The organism is Lacisediminihabitans sp. FW035 (genome assembly GCF_054880895.1).
The window spans coordinates 463,722-476,460 of the sequence record NZ_CM142187.1 but is presented as its reverse complement, the minus strand read 5'-3'; the positions used below and the strand labels follow the sequence as shown (position 1 = coordinate 476,460).

Annotated in this window: 11 protein-coding genes and 1 tRNA gene; 4 read left to right on the top strand and 8 right to left on the bottom strand. The window is 67.2% G+C overall.

Annotated elements, in window-relative coordinates:
* Positions 1–50: 50 nt before the first annotated feature.
* Positions 51–1,799: a glycoside hydrolase family 13 protein gene (locus ACVXZ4_RS02405; RefSeq protein ID WP_461796653.1), complete on the top strand. Its 1,749-nt coding sequence runs from the start codon at positions 51–53 to the stop codon at positions 1,797–1,799.
* Between the two features lie 36 nt (positions 1,800–1,835).
* Here the strand turns inward: ACVXZ4_RS02405 and ACVXZ4_RS02400 are convergent, their stop codons facing one another.
* From ACVXZ4_RS02400 to ACVXZ4_RS02385, 4 genes are all read right to left on the bottom strand, one after another.
* Positions 1,836–2,747 carry a M23 family metallopeptidase gene (locus ACVXZ4_RS02400; protein WP_461796652.1) on the bottom strand — a complete coding sequence of 304 codons (912 nt, stop codon included), beginning with the start codon at positions 2,745–2,747 and terminating at the stop codon, positions 1,836–1,838.
* 239 nt (positions 2,748–2,986) lie between these two features.
* Positions 2,987–3,991 carry a M23 family metallopeptidase gene (locus tag ACVXZ4_RS02395; protein WP_461796651.1) on the bottom strand — a complete coding sequence of 335 codons (1,005 nt, stop codon included), beginning with the start codon at positions 3,989–3,991 and terminating at the stop codon, positions 2,987–2,989.
* Positions 3,992–4,281: 290 nt separating this feature from the next.
* Positions 4,282–5,073, bottom strand: a complete 792-nt coding sequence (locus ACVXZ4_RS02390) for an inositol monophosphatase family protein (RefSeq protein WP_461796650.1) — start codon at positions 5,071–5,073, stop codon at positions 4,282–4,284.
* A 92-nt stretch (positions 5,074–5,165) separates the two neighbouring features.
* Positions 5,166–5,247 (bottom strand) — tRNA-Tyr (locus ACVXZ4_RS02385).
* A 132-nt stretch (positions 5,248–5,379) separates the two neighbouring features.
* Here ACVXZ4_RS02385 and ACVXZ4_RS02380 point away from each other — a divergent pair.
* A complete protein-coding gene (locus ACVXZ4_RS02380; protein WP_461796649.1) occupies positions 5,380–6,399 on the top strand; it encodes a LacI family DNA-binding transcriptional regulator in 1,020 nt (339 codons plus the stop codon).
* 3 nt (positions 6,400–6,402) lie between these two features.
* Here the strand turns inward: ACVXZ4_RS02380 and ACVXZ4_RS02375 are convergent, their stop codons facing one another.
* Positions 6,403–7,173 (bottom strand): lytic transglycosylase domain-containing protein, encoded by a 771-nt coding sequence (locus tag ACVXZ4_RS02375; protein WP_461796648.1) that lies wholly within the window; start codon positions 7,171–7,173, stop codon positions 6,403–6,405.
* Between the two features lie 41 nt (positions 7,174–7,214).
* On the opposite strand from ACVXZ4_RS02375, the gene ACVXZ4_RS02370 reads away from it, so the two are divergent.
* Entirely contained in the window at positions 7,215–7,703 is a 489-nt protein-coding gene (locus ACVXZ4_RS02370) for a YajQ family cyclic di-GMP-binding protein (protein ID WP_461796647.1), read from the top strand.
* 21 nt (positions 7,704–7,724) lie between these two features.
* Positions 7,725–9,200: a cardiolipin synthase gene (gene cls, locus ACVXZ4_RS02365; protein ID WP_461796646.1), complete on the top strand. Its 1,476-nt coding sequence runs from the start codon at positions 7,725–7,727 to the stop codon at positions 9,198–9,200.
* A gap of 119 nt (positions 9,201–9,319) precedes the next feature.
* Here the strand turns inward: cls and ACVXZ4_RS02360 are convergent, their stop codons facing one another.
* From ACVXZ4_RS02360 to ACVXZ4_RS02350, 3 genes are read right to left on the bottom strand one after another with little or no spacing between them, the layout of a single operon-like run.
* Positions 9,320–10,672 (bottom strand): FAD-dependent oxidoreductase, encoded by a 1,353-nt coding sequence (locus ACVXZ4_RS02360; RefSeq protein ID WP_461796645.1) that lies wholly within the window; start codon positions 10,670–10,672, stop codon positions 9,320–9,322.
* Positions 10,673–10,730: 58 nt separating this feature from the next.
* Positions 10,731–11,813, bottom strand: a complete 1,083-nt coding sequence (locus ACVXZ4_RS02355) for a polyprenyl synthetase family protein (protein ID WP_461796644.1) — start codon at positions 11,811–11,813, stop codon at positions 10,731–10,733.
* Positions 11,814–11,849: 36 nt separating this feature from the next.
* Complete coding sequence (locus tag ACVXZ4_RS02350; RefSeq protein ID WP_461798045.1) at positions 11,850–12,650, bottom strand: class I SAM-dependent methyltransferase; 801 nt, start codon at positions 12,648–12,650, stop codon at positions 11,850–11,852.
* Between the last annotated feature and the right edge of the window lie 89 nt (positions 12,651–12,739).

The window sequence follows — 12,739 nt, the reverse complement described above, 5'->3', positions numbered from 1 at the left end:
GAAGGCATCTTCGCGATTTTGGCCGACAGGCGATGCAATAGGGTTTTTGGATGAGCCTCGACATTCTGCAGGATTTCTCTGCGCCCTCGACCGAGACCGTCACCCCCTCCACCAGCCCCGGAAGCGAGTGGTGGCGCTCCGCCGTGATCTACCAGATCTACCCGCGATCCTTCGCCGATGGCATGGGGGACGACGGTCTCGGCGACCTCATCGGCATCACCGAGAGGCTGCCAGCGCTGGTCGAGCTCGGGGTCGATGCCGTCTGGCTCTCGCCGTTCTACACCTCGCCGCAGAAGGACGCCGGATACGACGTGGCCGACTACTGCGACGTCGATCCGATCTTCGGCACCCTCGCCGACTTCGACGCGCTCGAGAAGCGCGTGCACGAACTCGGCCTCAAGCTCATCGTGGACCTCGTGCCCAACCACTCCTCCGACCAGCACGTCTGGTTCCAAGAGGCGCTCGCATCACCCGAGGGCAGCCCCGAACGCGACCGCTACATGTTCCGCGAGGGCACTGGTGTCGATGGCGCGCTGCCACCCAACAACTGGGAGTCCGTCTTCGGCGGCCCGGCCTGGACCCGGATCACAAACGCCGACGGCACTCCCGGTCAGTGGTTCCTGCACCTCTTCGACACTTCCCAGCCCGACCTCAACTGGCAGAACCCGTGGGTTCGCGCGCAGTTCCGCGACATCCTGCGGTTCTGGCTCGACCGGGGCGTCGACGGCTTCCGGGTGGATGTGGCGCACGGCCTCATCAAGGCAGCCGGCCTGCCCGACTACACGGCACCGGCGGATGGCGGCAGCATGGGCGGAAGTGGCACCCTCGGCCTCGAGCCCGCCATCGATGCGCATCTGGGCGACGACGACGTGACCCCGCCCTATTGGGCGCAGGACGGCGTGCACGAGATCTACCGCGACTGGCACTCCGTGCTCGAGGAATACGAGGGCGATCGCGTGCTCTGCGCCGAGGCCTGGGTTGAGCCGCTGGCCAAGCTCGCCGGCTGGGTGCGCCCCGACGAGATGCAGCAGGCCTTCAACTTCTCCTACCTCGAGACGCCCTGGAGTGGCCCCACCATGCGGGCGATCATCAACTCTTCGCTCGAGGCGTTCACCGGGGTCGGTGCCCCGAGCACCTGGGTGCTGTCGAACCACGACGTGGTGCGTCACGCCTCGCGCCTCGCGGTGACGGCCGAGAACCCACAGGGCCACGGCATCGGACCGCGCTCCCCCGGCCAGCCGGTGCGATCTCTCGGCCTTCGCCGCGCCCGCGCGGCGACAACCCTCATGCTCGCCCTGCCCGGCAGTTCGTATCTCTACCAGGGCGAGGAGCTCGGCCTTCCCGAGGTCATCGACCTGCCCGACGACGCCCGCCAGGACCCCACCTGGTTCCGCACCGATGGCGAACGCTACGGCCGGGACGGATGCCGCGTGCCGATCCCCTGGGAGGCGGACGCCCCCTCGTACGGCTTCGGCACGAGCGGCAAGAGCTGGCTCCCGCAGCCCACCGACTGGGCTCCCTACGCTCGCGACTCCCAGCGCGGAGTGCCCGGGTCGACGCTCGAGCTCTACCGTGCCCTCCTGGCCGAACGGTCCCTCGCGGATCTCGGACTCGGCGACGTCGAATGGCTCACGGGCTACCCGGATGCGGTTGTCGCATTCCGCAACGGCTCCGTCACAGTGCTCGCCAACACAGGCTCCGAGCCGGTGGAACTGCCCGCGGGCGAGATCCTCGTGGCGTCGGGAGAAGTGAGCGGTCGAATGCTTCCGGGTGACACCGCGGCCTGGTTGCGCTCGTAGGCACCGCTGCCGGTTGAGCAGGTCGCTCAGCAGGAGTCAGTTCGCGTTGGCCTTGAGCCAGGCGAAGGGATCGACCGGCGTGTTGTTCAGGTGGATTTCGAGGTGGAGGTGGGCGCCGGTGGACGCGCCGGTGCTTCCGACCTGGCCCACCTCATCCGTCACCTTGACCATCTGGCCCACGACAACCCGCACCGAGCCCGTGAGCATGTGCCCGTAGACGCTCTGCACCTTCTGGCCGTTGATGTTGTGGTCGATGGTCACGTTGTTGCCGAGGCCTCCGCCATCGAACTCGACCTTGCTCACGACGCCGTCGGCGATGGCCTGGATGGCCACCCCGGATCCGGGCGTGAAGTCGACGCCCTGGTGGAAGGTGGAGCAGAATCCGCAGCCGGGTACCGACCTCGGGCCGAAGCCGTAGGTGATCGGCACGGCTACGGGGAACGGCCACTGGATCGTGCCGTTCGGGTCATTCGTGTAGGCGTTGCTTCGAGCGGCGGCGGCATACTTCGTCGCGATCTGCTGCACGAGGGAGACGACCGTGTAGGCGTCTCGGGCGGGCGCGGCGGCCGTGGCTGAGGCATCCACCTTGAGGTTCTGTACCGGCACTGCGGCGCTCACGGATGCGGTGCTCGCCGAGGCGCTCGAGGTGCTGGAGGGGTTGAGAAAGACGCTGGCCGGGAGAGAAGTGGAGATGAGCAGGGCTGCGGCACCCGCCATCGCCCCCACGGTCATCAGTTTGCGCAGCACCCGACGGACTCCGTTGCGGCGCAGTGTTGCTGTGGGGCGAGTTGCTGCGGAGCGAGTTGCTATGGAGCGAGTTGCTGCGGGGCGACGTGCCGCAACAGTGCGGCGCGGGATTCCGGCGCGGATGCGAGGGGTCGAGGCGCGGCGTGCTTCTGCCAGCTCCCGTCGGGTTCGCGCGGGCGGCATCCCGGAGTCGAACGTCATGCGCGCCCGACGAGAGAGCGGTCACGGCCCGAGGGAGCGGTCCCACGGCTGCACGACTCGTCACGGAATGCTGGTGACATGAGGGGTGCTCCTTGCGGCGATGCGCGGTACCACTGGACTGGCACGGCCATTGACTTACTTCGGTCTCGAAACATCACAATGTCTATGCGAATGTGACGATTGTTTCAACAGTAGCCAAACTGGCCACGGAAGGCCAGCCCCGCAAGCGGGGGCGGACGTCAGTTCGCGTTCGCCTTGAGCCAGGCGAAGGGATCGACCGGCGTGCCGTCGAGGTGCACCTCGAGGTGGAGGTGGGCTCCCGTGGAGTGCCCGGTGCTGCCCACCAGTCCGAGTTCCTGAGTCACGGTTACCTGCTGCCCGACGACGACCTTGATCGATCCGGCGAGCATGTGCGCGTAGAGGCTCTGCACCTTCTGGCCATTGATGTTGTGGTCGATGATCACGTGGTAGCCGAAGTTGCCGTCGTAGGCCGCGTAGGTGACCGTGCCGTCGGCGATCGCGCCGATGGGGGTTCCGGCGCCCGGGATGAAGTCCACTCCCTCATGGAACGATGAGCACCCGCCGCAGGGCGAGACCCTCGCCCCGAAGCCGGAGCTGATCGGCACCGGCGCGGGGAACGGCCACTGGATCGTGCCGTTGGTGTCGTTCGTGTATTCGAAGTTCTGCAGGCCGAATTTCATCCGGGCCTGCTGAATCGTGTTGACCACGGTGTACGGGTCGCGCGACGGAGCGGCATCGACGGCGCTGCTGTCCACGGCCAGGCTCTGCACCTCCGAGCTGGACGTGCTCTGGTTCACCGGGGTGAGGGCGCTCGCCGAGGTGACGTGGAGCGCGACTGCGGGAAGCGAGGTCGCCACCAGCAGGGCGCCGGCGCCGAACATCGCGCTGATGGTGATGAATTTGCGAAGCACCAGCCCACCACGGGGACTCCGGGAGCGAGCGGATGCGCGGGGCACCGCTGTCGCGGGAGCCGTTGTCGCGCGGGCGATTCGAGCCCTGTTCGCAGCGGCCGGGCGCGGGGCCTTCACGGCGCGCGGCGCCTTAGCCGTGCGCGGAGCCTTGGTGCGCAGAACCTTCAAACCGCGGGGCGCCTTCATACTGCGCACACGGGATGCCGACGCCGCCGTCTCCTGGGCGCGAAGCGCACGACGCGAGGTCGCCGCTGCTGGAGCAGAGGCGGCGGCGTCGGACTCGGAGTCGAGGTTCCAGCTGAAGTCCGCCACGCTATCGGCGCTCCGACGTCGCCTGGCGAGCGGGCATGGATGAGCGTGGGGCGTTCACAGCTGGTGGTCCTCCAACAACAAATACAACGAGTTGGAGAACTCGAGTACGTCTGTAGGTCTGGTTATGGCGTGTCTGCAATCGACGTGGTCAAGGCCGCACATCCGAGGGCGCACGCCCATCGGATTTATAACGAATAGGTAAAGGCTACGTCACCGGCACGAAAACGGCAATTGCAGTCGACCCGTTCGGCGCTGATGCTCCATGGTCGCAGGCCAGCCTGAATCCCCGGTCAGAGCTGCTGAAACAGCAGTTCAAGGGCTTCTGCGAGTCGCGGTTCGGCGGCGAGTACGAGCTCGCGCGAGGGCGGTGCGCCGTCTATTCCGGTGACCCGCGCGCCGGCTTCGCGGGCGATCAGGGCCCCGGCGGCGTGATCCCAGGGGCTCAGGCGACGCTCGAAGTAGGCGTCGAGCCGACCACACGCCACGGCGCACAGGTCGAGGGAGGCCGCCCCCATGCGACGGATGTCCCTCACCCGGTGAAGCAGCCCGACAAGTACCTCGGCCTGCTCGGAACGGATGTCGGCAAGGTACGCGAATCCGGTGCCGACGAGCGCCTGGGAGAGGTCGATCTCCGACCCCACCCGGATCGGCGCCCCGTCGAGGAACGCCCCACCGCCGAGCCGTGCCGTGAAGGTCTCCCCGCTCGCCGGGTTGGCCACCGCCCCGGCGAGCGCGCGCCAGGTAAGGGGGTCGGGCTCTCCCTCCACCACGGCGATGCTCACGGCGTAGTGCGGGAAGCCGTAGAGGAAGTTGACAGTGCCGTCGATCGGGTCCACCACCCAGGTAAGCCCGCTGGTGCCGGGTTCCGCACCGCTCTCTTCGCCGAAGAATCCGTCGTCCGGTCTCAGCACGGCCAGTCTTCCGCGGATCAACGACTCGGTCTCCCGGTCGGCGAAGGTGACGATGTCTTCCGTCGAGGACTTGCTCGCGGCGACCTCGACCCCCTCCGATCGGCGCCGTCTCGCGAGCGCGCCGGCTTCGACGGCCACGGATCGGGCGATCTCGAGCAGCTCGGCGCTCATAACAATCCGGCTCTCGGTTGATGTGCTTGCGAAACACGAGAGGCCCGTCTCGTTTCGAGGCGGGCCATCGGTCGTGCGGTGCTGCTGCGATGTGGCAAGTGCGAGATTCGAACTCACGAAGTCGTAGACGGCTGATTTACAGTCAGATCCCTTTGGCCACTTGGGTAACTTGCCATTCGCGTCGACCACCGGTCGAACGCGCAAATAAAAGGATACAGGGTGAACGGCCCCGGCGAAATCGTGGCCCGCCCCAGCCAGGCCATAGGATTCAGTCGGTCGCACGACGAAGCGCGAAGGGGAGGTGTCATGGCCGGCATCCAGGAGGTGGCGGATGCCGCCGGCGTCTCCACCGCCACCGTGTCCCGAGCCCTCAGCGGCAATGGCCACGTCTCCGAAGTCACGAAGGCCCGCGTCGCATCCGCCGCCGCCGATCTCGGTTACGTCGTGAGTTCGAATGCCTCGAGTCTCGCAAGCGGGCGTACCAAGAACATCGGGGTCGTCATCCCCTTCCTCAACCGCTGGTTCTACAGCTCGGTGCTGGAGGGGGCCGAGAGCTCGCTGCTGAGCAACGGCTACGACCTCACCCTCTACAACCTCGGTGGGGGCGGCGAGGAACGTCGCAGCGTCTTCGAGCACTTCCTGCTGCGCAAACGGGTGGATGCGGTGGTCGCGATCTCGCTCGAGCTCACGCCTTCGGAGCTGGCCGGCCTCCTCGCGCTCGGCAAACCTGTGGTCGGCGTCGGAGGCCCGCTGGTGGGGGTGCGCACCTTCAGCATCGACGATGTGGCCGTCGCGCGGCTGGCGACCGAGCACCTTCTCGCTCTCGGCCACGTGTCGATCGCACATATCGGTGGCGACCAGGACTCGGAACGCGACTTCCACCTGCCCACCAATCGACGCGTGGGCTATGAGGCGGCGCTCGTGGCCGCCGGTATCTCGGCCGACCCCTCGCTGTTCCAGTCGGCAGACTTCACTATCCCGGGCGGATACGCCGCGGCGAAGCAACTGTTCGGCAACCCGCGCACGCGGCCGACCGCGGTGTTCGCGGCATCCGATGAGATGGCGATCGGCACGATCCTCGCCGCCCGAGACCTCGGGCTCCGGGTTCCCGCCGACATCTCGGTGATCGGCATCGACGACCACGAGCTCAGCGAGTTCTTCGGGCTCACGACCGTCGCGCAGTTTCCCGAGCTGCAGGGTCGGCTGGCGGTGGAGCTGCTCATGGACGAGCTGCACCCCGGCCGCCGCTCGCTTGGTTCGTCGAACACCCCGCTGCCGTTCGAGCTGATCGTGCGGTCGTCGACCGCGCGTCGCTCGACGTGCTGACCGCTACTTCGCCGGGCTGACGTCGGCGGCGTAGCCGGTGGAATAGCGGATGACGTCGTCAAGGTACTGCTGCGACCCGTTGTACGCGAGCACCGCCTGCCGCCAGCCGCTCTCGGTGTCGAGGGCCTTGTCCCCCGCGCGGCAGAGATACCCGGCCGCGGCCAGGGTCGCGTCGTCGATGTTCTGCGGATCCTGCACACCGTCGGCGTTGCCGTCCGCGTGCCAGTTGCGCCACGCCTCCGGGATGAGCTGCATGGGGCCGACGGCACGGTCGATCGTGGCGTCGCCGTCGATCGCCCCCTTGTCGGAGTCGGGGATGTTCGCCACGGCACCGCCCGACAGCGGCACCCCGAAGATCGCCGGGGTGGCCTTCCCGTCGGGTGCGATTGTGCCCCCGAAGATGGTGCCGTGCCGGGACTCGATCTCGCCGATCCCAGCAAGGGTGTTCCACCCGATCCCGCAGGTGCGGCTCTCGAACGAGATCGCAACACCGGCGTAGGCGGCGAGCGCGCGCGGCGGGATGCCGGTCTTCCGTGCGGTCGCCGTGACCCAGGCGGGGTCCGCGAGCGCGGAGAGCGCCGGGCCGGCAGGGGTCGTCGCCGGAGTCACCGGTGCGGAGGTGGCATACCGGGCTAGCGGGGTCGACGGGCCAGTGGCATCCGGAAGCCCGCGCAGTGGGCTACCCGGCAGGGCGAAGACGACGATGGCGCCGACCACCGCCGCGGTGACCACCAGGCCAGCGACGGAGATCAGGATCACGCGCAGAATCGACATCGGCTCCCATCATCGCCTGAGCCGCCCGTTAAACTGCTGGCATGGCTGACCCAACTTTTGACATCGTGAGCAAGGTCGACAAGATGGAGGCCGACAACGCCCTCCACCAGGCGCAGAAAGAGATCGCCCAGCGCTACGACTTCAAGAATGTGGGAGCGGAGGTGGACTGGAGCGGCGAGAAGCTGCTGCTGAAGGCATCCTCCGAGGATCGCGTGAAGGCAGTGCTCGAAGTTCTCGAGGCCAAGTTCATCAAGCGCGGTATCTCCCTTCGCAGCCTCGACACCGGGGAGCCCTACCCCTCCGGCAAGGAATACCGCATCGACGTCTCGCTCAAGAACGGCATCTCGAGCGAGGATGCGAAGAAGGTCTCGAAGCTCATCCGCGACGAAGGACCCAAGAGCGTGAAGGCGCAGATCCAGGGCGACGAGCTGAGGGTCACCTCGAAGAGCCGCGACGACCTGCAGTCGACGATGGCGCTTCTCAAGGGTGCCGATCTCGACATCGACCTGCAGTTCGTCAACTTCCGCTGAGCCTGCGGCCCACCCGAACCCGTGGTCGCTTTCGTCGCGAACTTCTTCGCGAGCTCCCTCTTCGCCACGATCGCCCTCGTGGTGGACATCTCGATCCGGGTGATCGCGGTCATCGTCGTGCCGCAGAACCGCAAGCCGCAGACGGCGATGGCCTGGCTGCTCGCGATCTTCCTCATCCCGTATGTCGGCATCCTGCTGTTCCTGCTCTTCGGCAGCACGAGGCTTCCGAAGCGCCGGCGCGAGAAGCAGCTGGAGATCAACACCTTCATCCTCGAGACGACAGAGGGGATGGACCGGGTGGAGAAGGAGATCGACTTCCCGTCCTGGCTCGAGCCGATCGTCGAGCAGAACCGCACGCTCGGATCGATGCCGCTGGTCGGGGGCAACACCGCCAAGCTCTTCACCGAATATGCGGAGTCGCTCACGGCGATGACCGAAGCGGTCGGCACGGCGAAGCGTTTCGTGCACGCGGAGTTCTACATCCTGGCGTACGACCCGACGACCAAGCCCTTCTTCGACGCGCTCGAGGCCGCGGTGGCGCGCGGCGTCACGGTGCGGGTGCTGCTCGACCACGTCGCATCCATCCGCTCTCCCGGATACCTGCGCACCATCCGTCGCCTCAAGCGCATCGGGGCAAAGTGGCACCTGATGCTGCCGGTGCAACCCTGGCGCGGACGGTGGCAGCGGCCTGACCTGCGCAACCACCGCAAGCTGCTCGTGATCGATCGCACGGTCGCGTTCACCGGGTCGCAGAACATGATCGACCGCAGCTACAACAAGCGCGGGAACATCCGGCGCGGTCTGAAGTGGAAAGACCTGATGGTGCGGTTCGAGGGACCGATCGTCGCGGGCATCAACGCGCTCTTCGTGACCGACTGGTACAGCGAGACGGATGAGCTGCTCATCCGGGAGACCGACCGCATCCCCGACGAGAAGGTCGTGGATGCGATCGACGCCCAGGTGGTGCCGAGCGGTCCCGGGTTCGACCTCGAGAACAACCTGCGACTCTTCGACTCGCTCGTGTACAACGCCCAGCGCCGCGTGATCATCACGAGTCCCTATTTCGTGCCCGATGACTCCATGCTCTACGCCATCACCAACGCGGCCTACCGCGGGCTCGACGTGCAGCTGTTCTGCTCCGCCGTGGCCGATCAGCCCGTGGTCTTCCACGCCCAGCGCAGCTACTACGAAGCGCTCCTGCGGGCCGGGGTGCGCATCTGGCTGTACGAGTCACCGACGGTGTTGCACGCCAAGCACTTCACGATCGACGAGGATGTCGCGGTCATCGGGTCGAGCAACATGGACATGCGCTCGTTCACCCTCAACTACGAGATCTCGGTCATGGTGCACGGCCGCCACATCGTCGCGCAGCTGCGCGACGTCGAGGAGAGCTACCGCCAGCAGAGCACCGAGCTCACCCTCGACGAATGGCTCACGCGGCCGCTGCGCTCGAAAGTTCTCGACAACACGGCGCGGTTGACGGCGGCGGTGCAGTAGGGCTCAGGCAGGCACGCCTCACTTGCGCGAGGTCCACCCCCGCGAGTGGGCGAAAGTGGCGCCATATCCGCGCGGTTAGCGCCACTACTGCCCACTCGCGGAACGGAGAGCGCAGAAAATCAGGCCTCGGCGCGGGATACCGCCACCATCTCGTCGCGCGGCACGACCTTGATGCGCACCCGGCCAGCCGGTTCGCCCAGCGCTTTCTCGTGCTCATCGAGCCGATGCCATCCGCCGAGGTCTGTGTACTCCACGCCCCGCTCCTGCAGCAGGTCCACGATGGACTGCTCCTCGGGATGCGCCGGTGCCCACCAGTTCGCCTGGTCGTGCACCACGTGCTTGACGGTCTCCATCGCATCGCTCTTGGTGTGGCCGATGAGCCCGACCGGCCCGCGCTTGATCCAGCCGGTGGCGTAGACGCCGGGCAGCGGACGATCGGAGTCATCCAGAACCTGGCCCTCGCGGTTGGGGATGACACCGCGCTTCTCGTCGAACGGGATGCCGGGCAGCGGCGACCCAAAGTATCCGACGGCCCGATAGACCGCCTGCACCGGGATCTCGCGCACCTCACCGGTGCCGACGACCCCGCCCTGACCGTCGGGAGCCGTACGTTCGTACCGGAATCCCTCGACCCGTCCGTCGCCCGTGACCTCCACCGGGCGGGCGTGGAAGTGCAGATGCAGGCGCCGGGATGCCGTGCCGGCCTCCCGCGCGCGCCACTGGGTGAAGACCTTGTCGATCACGAACACCTGCTTGTTGCTCGTGATGGCGGTCTTCGAGGCCTCGTCGTAGTCGAAGTCCTCGTCGTGCACGATCATGTCGACGTCGGGGAGCTCGCCGAGCTCGCGCAGTTCGAGCGGGGTGAACTTCACCTGCATGGGTCCGCGACGCCCGAAGACGTGCACGTCGGTGACGGGAGACGCGGCAAGCGCTGCGTAGACATTGGCCGGGATCTCGGTGGGCAGCAGATCGTCCGCGTGCTTTGCCAGGATGCGGGCCACGTCGAGGGCGACGTTGCCGTTGCCGATCACCGCGACCTCCTTCGCCTCGAGGGGCCACTCCCGCGGCACGTCAGGGTGACCGTCATACCAGCTCACGAAGTCGGCGGCGCCGTAGCTGCCTGCGAGGTCGATGCCCGGGATGTCGAGGCCGGCATCGCGCACGGCTCCGGTGGAGAAGATCACCGCGTTGTAATGGGTCTTCAGGTCGTCGAGGGTGATGTCCCGGCCGTAGAGCACGTTGCCGAAGAGACGGATACGCCCGGTGTCGAGCACTTCGCGCAGCGCCGTGATGATGCCCTTGATTCGCGGATGGTCGGGAGCGACGCCGTAGCGCACCAGCCCGTAGGGGGCCGGCAGCTGCTCGAACAGGTCGATCGACACGTCGAAGTGCGTCTCCGTCTTGAGCAGGATGTCGGCGGCATAGATTCCCGCCGGGCCGGCGCCGACGATGGCGAGTCTCAGTTTCGTCATGGGTTCCTCTGCAGTCAGGGACAGGGCAGGCGGCCGGCTCGACAGCCCGCACGCGAGATCAGTTGGAGCGCTCGACGACGCTCTCGGCGAAACGGGTGAGGGCTTTCTTCACGGGGCCGTCAGGCAGCGGCGCGAGCGCCTCGACCGCTTCCCGCGCCCAGCGTCGTGCCTCATCGAGGGTCTTCGTCGTCACCGGGTGACCGCGCAGTTCGGCGATCGCGAGCGCCAGTTCCGCCTCATCCGGATCCTCTGGCGCATAGTGCGCCGCGTTCACGTCGCGCTCGATGCGGGTGAGCAGGTCGGCGGCATCCAGGTCTGTCTTCGCGAGGTCGCGCAGGTAGAGAAGAGGGAGCGTGGCGACCCCGGACCGCAGGTCGGTTCCGGGAGTCTTGCCCGTCTCCGCCTCTCCGGCGGCCAGGTCGATCACGTCGTCGATGAGCTGGAACGCGACGCCGATCTTCTCGCCGAACACCTTTACGGGGGTGCGGTATTCCTCGGGCGCGTTGCCGAAGATCACTCCCATCTCCGCTGCGGCGGCGATGAGGGACCCGGTCTTGTCGGCGAGCACCTGAATGTAATGGTCGATCGGATCTTCGTCGTCGCGAGGGCCGATCGTCTCGTGCAGCTGGCCGAGGCAGAGCCGCTCGAAGGTGTTGGCCTGGAGCATGATCGCCCGCTCCCCCAGGCCCGACATGAGCTTGGATGCCCGCGCGAACAACAGGTCCCCGGTGAGGATCGCCACAGAGTTTCCCCAGACGTTCTGGGCGCTCGGCACCCCGCGCCGCATCCCCGCCTCGTCCATCACGTCGTCGTGGTACAGCGAAGCGAGGTGGGTGATCTCCAGGGCCTCCGCGGCGATGACGACCTCGGGGGTGTTGCCGGTGCCGAGTTGGGCGGTGAGCAACGCGAGCGTCGGACGCACCCGCTTGCCGCCGGCATCGAGGAGGTAGCGTGTCGTGGCATCCGCGAGGTCGTCGGCGAACGAGACCTGGTCGAGGAGGCCGGTCTCGACCTGGTCGAGGCCGTCCTCGATGGCTGTAGCGAAGCGCCGTTCGCTGGCGGAGGAGAACAGCTTCTCGCCGAGGCCGAGCGCGGAGTTGAGAGAATTGCGGCGGCGGGCGAGGGGCGCGCTGGGAGTCACGGGGTCGGCCTTACCGTCGAGGGCGGAAACGAAGCCCTAGGGCTTCGGAGCCGCCGGGCTGTCCGGGTTGGTGGCGCGGTCATCAGGTGTCGAGGCATCGGTGCTCGTGGCATCGAGGTCGGTCACGGTCTCGATCACGGGCTTCTTCGGGCTGGCGGTCTTCCGCGGTGCGCGGCGGGTGACCACCCGGGCGGGTTTGTGTCCACGGTGAAGTGCGACGACACCCGCGGTGAGGTTGCGGTACGCCACCCGGGTGAAGCCCGCTCCACGGATCCACTGGCTCAGGGTCACCTGGTCGGGCCATTCGCGGATGGAATCCGCGAGGTAGGTGTAGGCCTCGGGGTTGGAGCTGGCCGCTCCGACGATCGAGGGCATGAGATAGCGCATGTACGCGCCGTAGCCGGCCCGGAAGATGGCGCGGGACGGGGTGCTGAACTCGCAGATCACGAGGCGACCGCCGGGCTTCAGCACCCGATACATCTCGGCAAGGGCCCTCTTCGGGTTCTCGACGTTGCGCAGGCCGAAGGACACGGTGACCGCGTCGAACTCGCCATCGGCAAACGGCAGGTCCATGGCATCCGCTTCGACGAAGGTGACGGACGGATGCTTCTGCCGACCGACCTCGATCATGCCGGGGGAGAAATCGGCCGCGACCACGTCGGCGCCGCTCTTGGCGAGCGCGGCAGAACTCGTGCCCGTGCCCGCGGCGATGTCGAGGATGCGCTCGCCCGCCACGGGCGCGACGGCCCGGGTGGTCGCGATACGCCAAATGAAGGAGTTGCCCATCGACAGGACGTCGTTCGTGCGGTCGTAATGCTTCGCGACCCCGTCGAACATCTCGGCGACCTCTTTGGGTTGCTTAGTCAGATCTGCCTTTGCCACGTCGATAAGTCTAGTTCAGCGTTTCTGTGCGTCCCGGTGCATCT